At 67.5% G+C, this 14391-nt stretch carries 12 protein-coding genes; 8 read left to right on the top strand and 4 right to left on the bottom strand.

Annotation, left to right across the window (positions count from 1 at the left end; genetic code table 11):
* Positions 1–23: 23 nt before the first annotated feature.
* Together RT697_RS03190 and RT697_RS03185 are read right to left on the bottom strand one after the other, a co-directional pair.
* Complete coding sequence (locus tag RT697_RS03190) at positions 24–1010, bottom strand: FecR domain-containing protein (RefSeq protein ID WP_313696961.1); 987 nt, start codon at positions 1008–1010, stop codon at positions 24–26.
* On the bottom strand, positions 997–1506 hold the full coding sequence (locus RT697_RS03185) for a sigma-70 family RNA polymerase sigma factor (protein WP_313696960.1): 510 nt from the start codon (positions 1504–1506) through the stop codon (positions 997–999). The genes RT697_RS03190 and RT697_RS03185 overlap by 14 nt, the downstream gene beginning before the upstream one ends.
* 169 nt (positions 1507–1675) lie before the next feature.
* Here RT697_RS03185 and RT697_RS03180 point away from each other — a divergent pair, with 169 nt between their 5' ends.
* Positions 1676–2458, top strand: a complete 783-nt coding sequence (locus tag RT697_RS03180; protein WP_313696959.1) for a hypothetical protein — start codon at positions 1676–1678, stop codon at positions 2456–2458.
* A 53-nt stretch (positions 2459–2511) separates the two neighbouring features.
* Here RT697_RS03180 and uvrA read toward each other — a convergent pair whose 3' ends face one another.
* The gene (gene uvrA / locus RT697_RS03175; RefSeq protein ID WP_313696958.1) at positions 2512–5148 is read right to left on the bottom strand and encodes an excinuclease ABC subunit UvrA; all 2637 of its coding nucleotides are present in this window, start codon (positions 5146–5148) and stop codon (positions 2512–2514) included.
* Between the two features lie 334 nt (positions 5149–5482).
* Here uvrA and RT697_RS03170 point away from each other — a divergent pair, with 334 nt between their 5' ends.
* From RT697_RS03170 to RT697_RS03160, 3 genes are all read left to right on the top strand, one after another.
* The gene (locus tag RT697_RS03170; protein WP_313696957.1) at positions 5483–7051 is read left to right on the top strand and encodes an FAD-dependent monooxygenase; all 1569 of its coding nucleotides are present in this window, start codon (positions 5483–5485) and stop codon (positions 7049–7051) included.
* A gap of 125 nt (positions 7052–7176) precedes the next feature.
* Positions 7177–7638, top strand: a complete 462-nt coding sequence (locus RT697_RS03165; RefSeq protein WP_313696956.1) for an SRPBCC family protein — start codon at positions 7177–7179, stop codon at positions 7636–7638.
* 164 nt (positions 7639–7802) lie between these two features.
* Complete coding sequence (locus RT697_RS03160) at positions 7803–8591, top strand: hypothetical protein (protein ID WP_313696955.1); 789 nt, start codon at positions 7803–7805, stop codon at positions 8589–8591.
* A gap of 323 nt (positions 8592–8914) precedes the next feature.
* On the opposite strand, the gene RT697_RS03155 is transcribed toward RT697_RS03160, so the two are convergent.
* Positions 8915–9679, bottom strand: coding sequence for a class II aldolase/adducin family protein (locus tag RT697_RS03155; protein WP_105240388.1), 765 nt, complete (start codon positions 9677–9679; stop codon positions 8915–8917).
* Between the two features lie 167 nt (positions 9680–9846).
* On the opposite strand from RT697_RS03155, the gene RT697_RS03150 reads away from it, so the two are divergent.
* From RT697_RS03150 to RT697_RS03135, 4 genes are all read left to right on the top strand, one after another.
* On the top strand, positions 9847–10506 hold the full coding sequence (locus RT697_RS03150; protein ID WP_313696954.1) for a glutathione S-transferase family protein: 660 nt from the start codon (positions 9847–9849) through the stop codon (positions 10504–10506).
* 95 nt (positions 10507–10601) lie between these two features.
* Positions 10602–12329 carry an alpha/beta-hydrolase family protein gene (locus RT697_RS03145; RefSeq protein WP_313696953.1) on the top strand — a complete coding sequence of 576 codons (1728 nt, stop codon included), beginning with the start codon at positions 10602–10604 and terminating at the stop codon, positions 12327–12329.
* 18 nt (positions 12330–12347) lie between these two features.
* Positions 12348–13076, top strand: coding sequence for a hypothetical protein (locus tag RT697_RS03140; RefSeq protein WP_313696952.1), 729 nt, complete (start codon positions 12348–12350; stop codon positions 13074–13076).
* 55 nt (positions 13077–13131) lie between these two features.
* Entirely contained in the window at positions 13132–14325 is a 1194-nt protein-coding gene (locus RT697_RS03135) for a hypothetical protein (protein WP_313696951.1), read from the top strand.
* The last annotated feature ends 66 nt before the right edge of the window (positions 14326–14391 follow it).

The raw sequence follows: 14391 nt of genomic DNA, 5'->3' as shown, positions 1-14391 counted from the left end.
TTTCTGTTTGAAACAACGCGATATCAGGCCGATTCCGGTTTGAGATCAAGCAGGGTCACGCCTTGCGGCAGGCGATGCAGCACGACGGGCAGCACGCCTGGCAGGCCGTCCACGATGCCTTCAGGGTCGTCCAGCCTGAACGAGGCGGTCAGGCGCAGCCGCCCCACGCGGTCATTGGCCAGCCGCACGGGTTGCTGCAGATAGCGATTGAGTTCATCCACCACCGCCGCCAGCGTGGCGTTGCGAAACACCAGCCGGCCGTTGACCCAGGCCAATTCGGCCGACAGATTGATCGCCTGCGGGCCGGGCTGGCGGCCGTCGCCATCGACCAGCGTGCCCTGCCCCGCGTTCAGCAGGTTGCGGCTGCGGTGCCACCAAGGTCCGCTGCGCACTTCCACCACGCCCTGCTGCACTGCGACGTGCACGTCCTGCGCGCCCCGGCGGACGTTGAAGCGCGTGCCCGTGACCCGGACCGTGGCCGGGCCCGCTTCCACGTAGAAGGGCCGCGCCGCATCCGGCCTGACGTCGAACAACGCCTCGCCTCGCATCAGCGTCACGACGCGCCGGTCTTCAAAGAAGGCCACGGCAGCCTGGGTATCGGTATTGAGTTCCAGCACGCTGCCTTCGGCCAGGGACACGCTGCGCCGTTCGCCCTTGCGCGTGGACCATTGGGCGGCGTATTCCGGCCGGCCCGGCCCGCGGCCGACCGTCAACGCGGCGGCGCCCGCCGCGCCCGCGCACAGCAGCACGGCGCCGGCGCTCATCGCCCTGCGACGCCCCAGATACGGACGCTCCGGCAGTTCTCCCCCGTACAGCCGGCGAATCGCGTCATCGGGCATCGCCAGCACGGCCCTGCCCACCATCTGCTGCGCCTGGAATTCGACTTCATGTTCCGGCCGCGCGCGACGCCACGCCAGCAGCTCGGCGTGTTCGGCCGCGCTCATGTCGCCGGCGTGCAGGCGCGCGGACCAGCGGATCGCCTCGGCGGCGACGGGGCTATCGCCAATCATGGGGATTCAAGGCGGCCCGCACGTGCTGGCACGCCTGCATCACGTAGCGTTCGATGCTGTTGACCGACAGCGCCAGCGTCACCGCGATCTCTCGGTGCGTCCAGCCTTCGATCCGGTTCAGCAAATAGGCGCGGCGGCAATTGAGCGGCAGCTGCACCAGCGCAGCCTCGACCGCCGCCATCAGTTGCCGCGCCCGGACGGTCGCCTCGGGGCTGGGCACGCATGGCTGGTCCTGCTCGGGCAGATCCTGCCAGGCGATGTGGGGATTGCGCGTGTCCCGCCGCCACGCGTCGATGCGGCGATGCGCCGCCGCGCGGAACAGGAAGCGCCGCGCATGTTCGACAGTCGTGACGTCGCTGCGCGAGAGCAATTGCTCGATGGCGTCGTGTGCCGCGTCCTCGGCGTCGCTGCGATTGCCGAAGCGATGCGCGAACGTCTGCATGAACTCGCCATACAACGCGAGCCAGCCGGCAAGCTGGGAATGAGGCAAGGACATGTCGGACGCGGGATCGTAGGCAAACGGCAATTATTGCAAATCATTATCATTTCTTCAAACCTGATACGCAGGCAACACGTGGCAGGCGCGCCGCACACCCTGCGGCTGACTCTTGTCGCCGCTGGGCAATCGGCATACTCTGGACCGCCCATCCGCGCCAGGAAACGCCATGCTCAGGGAACTCGACGAGATCATCCTCTTTTTCGTCGTGCTCATCATTTTCCTGGGCCTCATCGAGGTCGGCTACCGCCTCGGGCGCCGGCTGCGCAAGCCGGCCGACGAGGCTGCCAAGACGCACATCAACGCGCTGCAGACCGCCCTGCTCGGCCTGCTGGCCCTGCTGTTGGGCTTTACGTTCGCCATGTCGGTCACTCGGTTCGAAACGCGCAAGAACCTGGTGCTGGAAGAGGCCAACGCCATCGGCAATGCGTATTGGCGGTCGCAGCTCATTCCGGCGCAGTACCGGCCCACCGTGGCGAAGATGCTGCACGAATACACCTCGGCGTCGCTGGACTATCACCTGGCGGACCGGGACTCGCCTCGCTTTAACGCCGCCAACGCCACCGCGCGCCGCATCGAGCGCCAGATCCGGACGGCGGTCGCGGAGCGGGCGGAGAATCCGCCGTCAATCTCGACCATCATGTTCATCCAGGCCATCAACGAGATGGCGCAGGTCAACGAAAAGCGCCGCGTCGCGCTCGAGAACCACGTGCCCGAGCCGGTGTATTACCTGCTCTTCATCGTGGCTGGCGGATCGATGGGCTACATCGCTTACGGCACCGGCCTGTATGGGCGGCGCCGGCCGATCTCCACCGGCATGTTCGCCGCCATGATCGCCTTGGTGCTGACCTTCATTCTGGATATCGACCAACCAAGCGGGGGCTTGATCGAAGTCGGTCAAGAGAGCATGGAACGCATGCAGGCCACGCTTGCGCAGGAGATGCAGCAGTAGCGCTGCCGGGGTTCAGGAAACGCGTTTCCCGGCAACCTTGAACGCCTGCTTCCTCAGTCAAAAAAACGCCGCAGGAACGGGGCGGTGACGCCCGCATTTCCCCGGCTGACGGCTTCCGGCGTGCCGGCCGCGACGATGGCGCCGCCTTCTTCGCCAGCGCCCGGACCGACGTCCAGCATCCAGTCGCTGCCAGCGACCACGCGCAGGTCGTGTTCGACCACGACCACGGTATTGCCGGCATCGACCAGGCCGTGCAGCTGCGTCATCAGCTTGTCCACATCCGCCGCGTGCAGGCCCGTGGTGGGTTCGTCCAGCACGTACAGCGTGTTGCCGCGCTGGCTGCGCTGCAGTTCGGTGGCCAGCTTGATGCGCTGGGCCTCGCCGCCGGACAGTTCGGTCGCGGGCTGGCCCAGGCGCAGATAGCCCAGGCCGATCTCGGCCAGCAACGTCAACGGGCGCGCCACCACGGTCTCGTCCTTGAAGAACTCGCGCGCTTCGTCCACCGTCATGTCCAGCACCTGGGCAATGTTGCGGCCATTCCATTCGACTTCGAGCGTCTTGGCGTTGTAGCGGCTGCCGTGGCACGTGGGGCATGGCGCGTACACACTGGGCATGAACAGCAGTTCGACGTGGACAAAGCCTTCGCCCTCGCAAGTCTCGCAACGGCCCTGCGCGACGTTGAAGGAGAAGCGGCCGGCGCTGTAGCGGCGGGAGCGCGCAGCCTTGGTGTCGGCAAACAGCTTGCGCACGTGATCGAACAGGCCGGTGTAGGTGGCCAGGTTGGATCGCGGCGTGCGGCCGATGGGTTTCTGGTCCACGTTGACCAGCCGCTTGATGGCCTGCGCGCCCGCGTGCAGCCGGCCCGTGGTGCGCGGCAGGTTGCCGGGATGCGGCAGGTCGCTGTCGGTTTCCTCGGCCGGCAGTTCCTGGCCTAGATGCTCGCCCACCAGTTCCACCAGCGCCTGGCTGACCAGGCTGGATTTGCCCGATCCGGAAACGCCCGTCACCGCCGTGAATGCCCCCAACGGAAAGCGCGCGTCGACGCCATGCAGGTTGTTGCGGTGGATGCCGCGCAGCTCCAGCCACCCGGCGGGTTCGCGTGGCGTGCGGCGGCTGGCCGGTCGCGTGTCGAAAAGGTACTTGGCGGTGACGGAATCCTTTACCTTGCGCAGCCCCTCGGGCGGACCGCTGTACAGCACCTGACCGCCGTGCTGGCCCGCACCCGGTCCCACGTCGACCAGCCAGTCCGCGCGGCGCAGCGTGTCCAGATCGTGCTCCACGACAAAGAGCGTGTTGCCGCCCGCCTTCAACTGGTCCAGCGCGCGGTGCAGCGCCTGCCCGTCCGCGGGGTGCAGGCCGGCCGAGGGTTCGTCCAGCACGTAGACCACACCGAACAGGTTGGAGCGGATCTGCGTGGCCAGCCGCAAGCGCTGCAACTCGCCGGGCGACAGCGTGGGCGTGGACCGGTCCATCGCCAGATAGCCCAGGCCCAGCGCCTGCAACGTGCCGATGCGTTCGACCAGATCGTGCGCGATGCGCTGCGCGGCGATGCGTTTTTCGGGCGATGAGTCCGGCGTGCGGCGCACGTCGCTGCTGCCTGCGTGCGACAGCCCGCCTGCCGCCACGCGCCTGGCGTTGGCGCGAACGCCCGCGGCCTTGCTGCGCGTCGCCCCGGCCTGAACCGCGTGTTCGTCGAACCGGCCTTCGGCGGCGGGCGTCAGAACCTCTGCGATGCGGGCAAGCGGCAGTTGCGACAGGCTGCCGATGTCCAGACCCGCGAACGTCACGGACAGCGCCTCGCGCTTCAGGCGCCGGCCGCCGCATTCCGGGCAGGGCGCGCCGGTCATGAAGCGCGCCACGCGCTTTTTCATCATGGCGCTCTGCGTGGTCGCGAACGTGTGCATGACGTACCGGCGCGCGCCGGTGTAGGTGCCCATGTAGCTGGGTTCGGTCTTGCGGCGCAGCGCCGCGCGCGTCTCTGCTGGCGTGAAACCGGCGTAGACCGGCACGGTGGGCTGTTCGTCCGTGTAGAGGATCCAGTCGCGGTCCTTCTTGGGCAGGTCGCGCCACGGCTTGTCGACGTCGTAGCCCAATGTCACGAGGATGTCGCGCAGATTCTGGCCATGCCAGGCGGGCGGCCACGAGGCGATCGCGCGTTCGCGGATGGACAGCGACGGGTCCGGCACCATGGACGCCTCGGTCACGTCGTACACGTAGCCCAGACCGTGGCAATGCGGGCAGGCGCCCTGCGGCGTGTTGGGCGAGAAGTCCTCGGCGTACAGCATGGGCTGACGCGCCGGATAGGCGCCGGCGCGCGAATACAGCATGCGCAGCATGCTCGATAGCGTGGTGACGCTGCCGACCGTGGAGCGCACGTTCGGCGTGCCACGCTGCTGCTGCAACGCCACGGCGGGCGGCAAGCCGTCGATGGCGTCGACGTCGGGCACGCCCACTTGGTCGATCAGGCGGCGCGCGTACGGCGACAGCGATTCCAGGTAGCGGCGCTGCGCTTCGGCGTAGAGCGTGCCGAACGCCAGGGACGATTTGCCCGACCCGGACACGCCGGCGAACACCACCAGCGCGTCGCGCGGGATGCTGACGTCCACGTTCTTCAGGTTGTGTTCCCGCGCGCCTCGCACGCGGATGCAGGCATCGGGGCCCGGCTTCGAAGGGTTCTTGCGCTGGCTCATGGCTGAAATAGTAATGGACTGGATGGCGGATGCCTTGGCGGCACATGACCGTCCGGTTGGGCGGCGCCTCATCCCATTGAACGAGACTGATCGCACTGGCACATGCATACCGTTGCTATCGATGCCAGACGTGCACGTCCGCCCGGCCGCGCAATGCCGTTGACGGCGCCTCGGCGCTGCTTTAATTTCGCATCACGCGAAACGGCAGGGGCGGCGCAATGCGCCGCCCTTGTCGTGCTGCCGGCAGCATCGGCACGACCGCGCTGCTTCCGACTGCCGGGCAGGCTGCATCCCTTGCGGCAGGACTTGATGACCACATTGCTGAGGGCAAGACATGGTGATCTCGATTTCCGTCCTGGTCGTGGGCGCGGGCCCGGCCGGCCTGTTGACCGCCTCCGAATTGCAGCGCCGCGGCGTTGACTGCCTGCTGATCGACGCGCACGAACGCCCGCTGGACTGGGACCGCGCAACCGTCGTGCATCCGCGTTCCCTTGAAATCCTGGATGCGCTGGGCATCATCGAACCCCTGCTGGCCGCGGGCGTGAAGCAGCGGCGCGCCCGCATTCACGCGGGCGGCAATGAGCTGGGCGTCATCGACCTGGAACTTGCCGGCAGCCGCTATCCCTTCAACATCGGCATCTCGGAAGAAGTCACGGAGACCGTGCTGGCCGACCATCTGGCGCGGCTTGGCGGCAAGGTCACACGCGCCACGAAGCTGGTGGGATTGCAGGAGCAGGACGACGGCGTGCTGGCCACCGTGGAGCGCGGCGGCAAGCTGTCGCAGGTGCTGGCGCAATGGGTCGTGGGCTGCGACGGGCACCACAGCACCGTGCGGATGCTGACCGGCATCGAGCAGGACGGCCACGACATCAACCAGCCGTGGGCGGTGTTTGACGCCACCATCCCCGACTGGCCGGAGGCGTTCGAGGCGAATTACGCCTATCTGGATCAGATCCCGGTGATTCTTACCGCGCTGCCCGGCGAGCGCTGGCGCGTCTATCTGCGCCCCAGCTCCGCGGAGTCGGACCTGGTCGAGGACGCGCTGTCCACGCTGCGGCGCTACTTGCCCGACGCCGGCTTTTACAACGTCTCGCACCCGGCGCGCTTCGAATGCCACACCAAGGTCGCGCGCGCCTTCCGGTCCGGCCGCGTGCTGCTGGCGGGCGACGCCGCGCACACGTGCAGCCCGGCGCAGGGGCATGGCATGAACACCGGCCTGCAGGATGCCTACAACCTGGGCTGGAAGCTGGCGCTGGTCTGCCAGGGGCATTGTTCGCCCGCGCTGCTGGACAGCTATCACGCCGAACGCCGGCCCGTGGCCGACATGGTGATGGCGTCGGGCGATGCCGCCGAAAGCGCGCAGATGGCGCAGGGCAACGCGGAGCGGCGTGCGCGCGATCTGGCGATCCGCGCGGCCTTCGGCAATTCCGAGACGCGGCACCGCGAGGCCGTGTCGGAAGCCGAGCTCGACATCGACTATGCCGGCTCGCCCATCGTGATGGGAGACCGGCACGATGCCATCTGGCCGGGCCAGCGGCTGCCGGACCATATCGACGTGCGGTTTTCCACCGGCGGCCGGGGCAAGCTGCATGAGTATGCCAAGCGGCGCGGCCACACCGTCCTGTTGATCGGCGGCCCCGGCACGGCGCAGCAGCCGCTGTCGGATCTGCGCCGCCAACTGATGGCGCTGGCGGACGGATACATCATCGAGGTGGTGGTGGCCCTGACCGCCAGCGACGGCGTGACCGACGTGGACGCCTACCTGGAGCCCGCCACGGCGGCGCGGATGGGCGTGGGCGACATGATGCTGCTGGCGGTGCGGGCGGACGGCCACGTCGGCCTGCGCGCCGAGCAGCGGCATGCCGAGACGTTGTCGGCGTACATTGAACGGCTGCGGGCGTGATCAGACGCAGCGCCCCCGGGCGCAGCCCCGAGACCTAGGGAAATCCCCAGGAAAATCCTTGTCGATCCGGGTGCCGGCGGTTCGTCGTAGTCATGCACCCACCCTCATTCAAGGCGGACTACACCATGACTACCGGAACCGTACGACACCTGCGCGTCCTGCGCGCCTCTCCCGACCGCGTCTATCGCGCCTTTCTCGAACCCGATGCGGTCGCCAAGTGGCTTCCGCCGTATGGCTACACGTGCTCCGTCCAGGAACTGGACGCGCGCGCGGGCGGCAAGCATCGAATGGCCTTTCGCAATTTCGCCACCGGCCACCTGGAGCCGTTCGGCGGCGAGTATCTGGAACTGGTTGAAGGCGAGAAGATCCGCTACACGGACCGCTTCAACGATCCCGCCCTGCCGGGCGAGATGACGACGACCATCACCCTGCGGCAGGTGTCGTGCGGCACGGAGCTGGTCATCGTGCAGGAGGGCATTCCCGAGGTCATTCCGACCGAGATGTGCTATCTGGGCTGGCAGGAGTCGCTGCTGCAACTGGCGCGGCTGGTCGAGACCGACACGCCCGACGGCCCCGTGCGCGACTGACGCCGCCGGCCATGACCGAATCGTCTCCGATACGTTTTTTCATGTTTTGACACCATCAAGTCGCGCGCAACGGCGCGACTTGCTACAGAATGTGGCGCGCCCATGCGGCGCTGCGCGGGCCGTAACAAATGGGCCCGCGCGCATCCCCACAAGAAGGAAGAACCGTGTCAAAAGTGTTTGCCCTGCTGCTCTGCGCCGCCCTGCCCGCCGCGGCATTGGCCGCCCCCGATACCGAGCCCCTGAAGCTGAACGCGGACAACAAGCTGTATTGCAACGCCCAGACCGACTGGTGCGTGGGCATCAAGACGGACGGCGCATTCGGCGAAAACGGTCCCTTCGCGACCAGCAGGACCCTGCGCGCCGACTACCGGTTCTGGGACTCGCCCGAAGTTCCCGACTTCAAGGACTTCAAGGTCTGGCCGGAAATGATCCGCTTGAGCGAAGAGCGGGCGCTGGTCGGCGTGATCGGCCCGGCGGAGCCGGACTTCAAGGCGTCGACGCCGTTCTCCGGCGGCGGCTTCGAACGCCGGGATCTGTATCTGTACGACGTCAACCTGGGCGAGCAGACCGGCGCCAGCCTGGTGCTCGTCATGCCGTACACGGCCGACGCGTCCATCCGGGCGTGCTTCAACGAGGCGGATCAGGAAAAGCGTGCCGGGCAGTGCAGCGATGTCTATCGGTTCACGGCATCGTTGAAGGCCCTGCCGGGCAAGGAACTGCCGGATCTGCAGGTGAAGACCCAGGCCACCCGTTCGCCTGAGGGGGCCAGCCGGCTCGCGGATTCAAGTGCGCGGCCCGCGCTGACCAAGGCGCAGCTCACGCCGCAGGCGGACAAGCAGTGCAGCTACACCGTCACCTACACATGGAAAGCCAGCGACGCGTCGTACCAGCCCGCCACGCCGCTGCCGGATTGCGCGGAGTTCCTGTCGGCGGATCCGGCTGCGAAGAAGTAGGCGGCGTGCTGGGGGCCGGTGTCTGACACCCAAGGGAGAGGGTCTTCAGCGCGTTGTTGCGTCTCCGTGGGTGTCAGACACCTGGAGAGAAATAGCAGCGGCGTGCTGTTGGCCGGTGTCAGACACCCAAGGGGGAGCGTCTTCAGCGCGTGGCGGCGTCTCCATGGGTGTCAGACACCTGGAGCAATTCCGAGATGTCAGACACCTGGAGCAATTCCGAGATGTCAGACGTCTGGGGCAATTCCGAGGTGTCTGACACCCTCAGGAGACGGCCGGCATCGTGCGGCGGCATCCGCCGGGTGTCTGACACCGGCACGTTACGCTTACTCCGCGTACCCCGGATTGCGCCGGTCCAGCCGGCGCAGCAGGCCCGGCCACGCTAGCTGGGCCTTGTGGGCGCGGTCAGCCGGTGATTCCACCCCCGCGCGGGCCAGGATGTCCGCGGGGATGTGGGTCAGTTCGCCGCCCGCCTGCGCGCGCACCTGCACCATGCAGGCGGCTTCCAGGCGGTGCATGGCCTGGAAGGCTTCCGCCATGCTCTGGCCCACGGTCAAGAGGCCGTGGTTGCGCAGAATGAGGTAGTTGTTGGCGCCCAGGTCGCGCACCAGGCGCGGCTGTTCGTCGGGATTGAGCGCCAGGCCTTCGTAGTCGTGGTAGCTGAGCGAGCGCAGCACGATGAACGCGAACTGCGACAGCGGCAAGAGGCCCGCCTTCTGCGCCGACACCGCCACGCCGTTGATCGAATGCGTGTGCAGCACGCACATCGCATCCTTGCGTGCGGCATGGATACAGCTGTGGATGGTGAAGCCGGCCGGATTGATGTCGTATTCCGAGTCCATCACCTTGTTGCCGTGCAGGTCGATCTTGACCAGGCTGGACGCGGTGATCTCGTCGAACATCATCCCGTAGGGATTGATGAGGAAATGCTCCGTGCCCGGCACCTTGGCGGTGATGTGCGTGAAGATCAGATCGTCCCATCCAAACAGCGCCACCAACCGGTACAACGCCGCCAGGTCCTTGCGGACCTGCCATTCCGTTTCGCCGACCTGTTCGCGCACGCTGGCGCCCTGCTTGCCTGCCGTATCCATCCTGTCTCCGTATTGTTGGTGCCGGTCCCGCGCCGTTGCGGCGGGATCCGTCATGCACTGTATTCCTTTTCGCGCCCGGCGCGCACGGCGGCGCAGCAGCGGCGTCCGTCTGGTGAAACAGCCCAAGACCCATTAACCTGTGAGCCACGTCCGAGGAGACTCCGAGAATGCTGCCTGCACTTTACGGTCATCCCTTTTCGTCGTACACGCAAAAAGCGCTGATCGCGCTGTACGAAAACGCCACGCCGTTCGAGTTCCGCAGCATCGGGCCTGACACGCCCCAGCACGCCGCCGACTGGATCGAGCGCTGGCCGCTGCGCAAGTTTCCGCTGCTGGTCGACGGCGAACGCAACGTCGCCGAGTCCAGCATCATCATCGAGTACCTGCAACTGGCCCACCCCGGCCCGGTCCGCCTGATTCCCGCCGACCCGATGGCCGCGCTGGACGTGCGCTTTCTGGACCGCTATTTCGACCTGCACGTCATGTACTGGATGCAGCATGCGGTCAACGGCGCGCTGACCGGCGACCCGGCCAAGCGCGACGAAGCGCGGACGCTGGCCGCGCAGAAGCTGGAGCTGGCGTACGCGTGGATCGACGCGCAGCTCGCCACCCGCACGTGGGCAGCGGGCAGCGACTTCACGCTGGCTGACTGCGCCGCCGCGCCCGCGCTGTTCTACGCCGACTGGACTCATCCGATTAGCGACGATCATCCGCATCTGCGGGCCTATCGCGCGCGGCTGCTGGCGCGGCCATCGTTCGCGCGGGCGGTCGACGAGGCCCGGCCTTACCGCACGCTCTTTCCGCTGGGCGCGCCCGACCGAGACTGACAGACCCGCCGATATCGCCCCAAATCGACAACCGCCGACATCGCGCGGCAACGTGCGAGAATCCCCGCCATTCCCTCCGGATGAGGACGCCCACCGTGCAGCAGACCTTGCCCCGCCACCTGCCTACATTCCTGCGCTCGCACCTGGAGTCCTTATCCGGCGTCGGCCTCATGCTCGGCACGCTGTTCTTTGCCGCGGCGCTGACGCCCACCCTCATCCCCCGCACCCACGTCACGCAGGGCGTCCTGGCGGGCACCTGCCTTGCGGCGGGCTATGGCCTGGGCGTGCTGTGGCATTGGCTCTGGGCCTACATGGAACTGCCCGAGCCCCGGGGCCGCGCCGCGCGCATCATCAATGCCGTCATCGGCCTGCTGTGCCTGTCGGTAGCAATCGTGTTCCTGGGCCGCGCGGCCGAATGGCAGAACACCATCCGCGCGCTGATGCACATGGAACCCGTGACCAGCGCGCACCCCATCAAGGTCAGCCTGATCGCCCTCGCGACCTTTGCCGTGCTGCTGGCGCTGGCGCGGTTGTTCAAGCTGATCGCGCGCTACCTGGCCCGGCAGGTGCGGCGCGTCGTGCCGCGGCGCGTGGCCAACGTCACGGGCGCGGCCATCGCCATCCTGATCTTCTGGCTGCTTGCCACCGACGTGTTCTTCCGCGGCGCGCTGCACGTGCTGGACGCCTCGTTCCGCGAATTCGATGCGCTGCTGGAACCCGAACGCCCGCAGCCCACCGCTGACCAGAAGACGGGCGGGCCCGCATCGCTGATCCGCTGGAACGAACTGGGCCGCGCGGGCCGCGAATACATCGCGTCGGGTCCCACGGCCAGCGAAATCACCACGCAGTCGGGACGCGAGGCCCAGGAACCCATCCGCGTCTACGTCGGCCTGCGCGGCGCGGCCTCGCCGCAGGCGCGCGCGCAGCTTGCGCTGGACGAGATGAAGCGCGTCGGCGCCTTCGACCGCTCGGTGCTGGTCGTCATCACGCCAACCGGCACGGGATGGGTCGATCCCGCCGCCGCGGACTCGCTGGAGTACCTGCTCAATGGCGACGTGGCCAGCGTGGCGATGCAGTATTCGTACTTGTCGAGCCCGCTGTCGCTGCTGGCGCAGCCCGAATACGGCGCAGAGGCCGCGCGCGCGCTGTTCCAGGCGGTGTACGGCCACTGGACCACGCTGCCCAAGGACAAGCGGCCTCGCCTGTACCTGCATGGCCTGAGCCTGGGCGCGATGAACTCCGCCGGATCGGCCGAACTGTTCGAGATGATCGGCGACCCCATCCAGGGCGCGCTCTGGAGCGGCCCGCCGTTCGAGAGCCGGGTCTGGCGCAAGATCACCGATGCCCGCAACCCCGGCTCACCCGCCTGGCTGCCCGAGCTGCGCGATGGCGCCTTCGTGCGCTTCATGAACCAGCACGGCTCGCCGGTTCCCGCCGACGCGCCGTGGGGGCCGATGCGCGTCGTCTACCTGCAATACGCCAGCGACCCCGTCACGTTCTTCGACTACCGCGACCTGTACCGTCCGCCCGCGTGGATGAGCGCGCCGATGGGTCCGGACGTGTCGCCCGAGCTGCGCTGGTATCCCGTGGTGACCATGTTGCAGTTGGCGTTGGACATGGCGGTAGGCACCGCGACGCCGATGGGCTATGGGCACGTCTATGCGCCGCAGCACTATGTGGATGCGTGGGTCGCGGTGACCGGCGTGTCGGACTGGACGCCCGAGGGTCTTGAAGGCCTGAAGCGCTATCTGCTGGAGCGCGCGCAGGCCGCGATGGAAGACGAGGACGGCGACGAAGGCGCCTATGAAGGACGCGGAGGTTAAGCGCGGCAGGCGCAGCTCATGAATCACCCTTTGCAGGATCGATTGACGTCGTTCTTTTACTCGCGCGATGACGTCTTGCGCAGCCGCAGCGTCAGCGGCCGGCTGCTCGCGGGCCACCTGGACGTGCCTGCGCCGCCGGCGCGTCTGCTTGCCGATTGGGATCGCGAGATCCGCACGCGGCTGCTGCTGGAACCTGGCGACGTCGAGCAGATGCCTTTATCCCGCACCCGCGCGCGCTGGCCGGAATTCGGCCTGTGCGTGCAAGCCATGCGCGACTGGACGCGCGCGTCGGGGCTGGGCGACGTGCTGGCCGGCAGCGACATGGCGCTCATGGCCTGCCGCGGCGCGCGCTATCACCACGACGGCAGTCAATACGGCGGCGCGGCGTTCTGCAACCTGTTCCTGTCCGACGACAAGGGTCTGGACGTGCATTTTCCCGGCACCGGTCACCGTATCCCGCTTACCCGCGGCGTGGCGATCGTCTTCGACACCTGCCAGCCGCACGCGGTGATTCCCCGTCATCAAAACGGCTACGACGACGCGGACTTCGCCGACGAGAGGGACCTGTCGCAACTCTTTCTGACCTGGGAGCTGCCGATCGAAGACCCGGCGGTTGCGCAGGCGCTTGGCATCGTCTTCGATGTCGACACCGCAACGGCTTCGCGCGTGGATGAGGAGCAGGTTTGGTCGGGCGACCGGCGCGTCGGCGTGGACCCGGGCGTGGGACAGTGGCGGTCAGCGGATTGAAGCCCTGATGCGTCGGGTATATTGACCGGCCCACGTCTCAGGGTCCACCACGCAGATGCCTTTTCCCATTGCACGCCCGCTTTCAATTCCGTTTGGCGCCTTGGCGCTGACCCTGCTGCTGCAGGCGCCGGGTCAGGCCAGCGCGGCCGAGCGCACCGTCTACAGCGGCACGCTGCAAGGCGTGGGCGACATCGTGATGGAGCTGAACAGCGCGGCCGCCGATGGAGAGCTGACCGGACGCTATTTCTATCCCAAGAACGGCGTCGACATTCCGCTCAAAGGCACCGGCAAATCGCTGGCCGAGCCGCTTACGTACCAGGCGGCGAAACAGCCGGGCGCAAAGCCCGCCGCCACCTGGCAAGGCACGCTCGACGCGCAGGGCTATCGCGGCGTCTGGATCGACACGCGCACGGGCAAGCAGCGCAGCTTCACGCTCAAGCGTGTCGCGCAGTACGACGCCAACGCGCTGACGCCCGATGGCAGTATCGGTTTCGGCGTAGAGATCGACGCGGCCCGCGTGCCCTACGACACGCTCAAACTGGCCGGCCATGCCCAGCCCGTGGGCGATGACATCGGCAGCGCCACCGTGGCCTATCGCATGTGGCGCGATCCGCGCACGCAGTTCGGCTATCCGCGCCTGTCGCGGCATCCGGACAAAGCGGTCATGGCGCGCGTCAACCATCTGCTCGAACAGCGCCACTGGCGCATGAGCCACGCGGCGCTGGCCTGCAAGGCTTCGGCCTACACCAGCGAAGGTCCGTCCGTGGGCACGCTGGGCAACTACGAGGAAGAAGTCGTGAACGTGCCGTGGCTGTCCAGCGCGATGATGACGGTGACCGAATCCGGCAGCCTCGATTGCGGCGGCGCGCATCCCAACAACCACTTCGATCCCTACACGCTGGACCTGCTGCGCGGCGAAGCCCTGGATTGGAACCGCGTGTTCGACGCCTACGGACCGGACAACCGCGAACCGCGCCCTGCCCTGAAGGAACTTGCCGGCCAGGTGCAGAAGTCCCTGGCGGCGCGCGACGAGGCGGGTCTGACGGAAGACCGCTCCAAGGAAGGCTGCTGGGATCTTTGGCCCACATATCTTGCGTTGGGCGCGACTGCCCCGGGCGCGCTGAGCCTGTCGGTGTCGGGCGTGGGTCACGCATCGGGCGTGTGTCTCGGGACGCTGGCGCAGGTGCCGTTCAGTGATCTGACGCAGTATCTGAAGCCGGGCGGACAGGCGTACCTGGTGCAGGACTGACCACAACCGCCGCGCGCGCCGGCCGCCGGGCCGGCACGCGTTGCGCGCCATGTGCGCGCGTCAGCA

It is taken from the genome of Achromobacter sp., from assembly GCF_032113835.1.
Lineage (GTDB): Bacteria > Pseudomonadota > Gammaproteobacteria > Burkholderiales > Burkholderiaceae_B > Achromobacter.
This window is presented reverse-complemented; position numbering and strand designations above follow the sequence as displayed.